This window comes from Gryllotalpicola sp. CP2-P1 (genome assembly GCF_057512245.1).
In genome coordinates this window covers 1-1,147 of record NZ_JBLRDT010000392.1, presented here as the reverse complement: position 1 = coordinate 1,147, position 1,147 = coordinate 1, and the positions used below count along the sequence as shown (strand labels likewise).

Here is a 1,147-nt window from a genome sequence, read left to right as displayed (position 1 = left end):
CGCCCACGAGGTCTTGCACGAACCCCGTCGCGTCTTTGAACCCGTTCTTGGCGGCAAGCCCGCTGGTGCCGAGCTCGCGCGCGGATCTGCGCTCGATGTCAGCCGCCAGCAGCGCGAGCGACTCGGCGACCTTCGACTGGATCGACCCGAGCAGGCGCGCCGCCTCGACCTCTTCTGTAGGCGAGAGCACCCCCACGGTCTCGGCGCACGGCAGCGCTCCGGCCACCACAGGTGCCAGGGAGCGCAAGGCGTCGATCACGGAACTCATGCGATAAAGATACGATGATCGACCGACATTCGGCCATATCAGCCTCGAATCTGTGTACAACTCGCCCGGGCGCCGCCTGTGAGCGGAAAGACTCGTCAGGCGCCCGGCGTCACGAGCCCTGTCTCATACGCGAGGATCACGGCCTGAGCCCGGTCGCGCAGGCCGAGCTTGGTGAAGATTCTCGAGACATGGGTCTTCACCGTCTGCTCGGCGAGGAACAGCGCGCGGGCGATCTCGCCGTTCGACATGCCCTGCGCGACCAGCACGAGGATCTCGTTCTCACGCTGCGTCAGCTCGCTGAGCTCTCCCCGGCCCGGCACTCCGCCACCAGCCCCGCCAAAGCCACCAGCACCAGCACCGCCCACACCACCCGCACCAGCCCCCGCACCCCCGCGCGCGAACCGCTCGATCACGAGCCGCGTCAGCCGCGGCGAGAGCAGCCCTTCACCAGCGGCGACCACCCGCACAGCCTCGACGAGGTCGCGCGGCAGGGCGTCCTTCAGCAGGAATCCGCTCGCACCCGCCTGCAGCGCCTGGAACACGTAGTCGTCGATATCGAAGGTGGTCAGCATCAGAACGCGCGTCGGGATGCCCGCCGCGGCGATCGCGGCCGTCGCGTCGATGCCGTTCATCTCCGGCATGCGAACGTCCATCAGCACGACGTCGGGCACGAGCTCGAGAGCGAGGCGCACGGCCTCGACGCCGTCGGCTGCCTGGCCCACCACCTCGAGCTCGGGCTGCGCCGCGAGCAGTGCCGCGAAGCCGGCGCGCACCATCGCCTGGTCGTCGGCGATCACAACCCGCGTCACGCGGCCGACCCTCCTTCGGAATGCACGGGCAGAACGGCCGAGACGCGCCAGCCGCCCTCGGGCGTCGGCC

The 1,147-nt window shown here is 69.6% G+C and carries 2 protein-coding genes; both read right to left on the bottom strand.

Annotation, left to right across the window (positions count from 1 at the left end):
* Positions 1-268: hypothetical protein (locus ACM2XV_RS15485; RefSeq protein WP_487027597.1), on the bottom strand; the 268-nt coding region annotated here is incomplete at its 3' end.
* A gap of 95 nt (positions 269-363) precedes the next feature.
* Positions 364-1,077 carry a response regulator gene (locus tag ACM2XV_RS15480; RefSeq protein WP_487027596.1) on the bottom strand — a complete coding sequence of 238 codons (714 nt, stop codon included), beginning with the start codon at positions 1,075-1,077 and terminating at the stop codon, positions 364-366.
* Between the last annotated feature and the right edge of the window lie 70 nt (positions 1,078-1,147).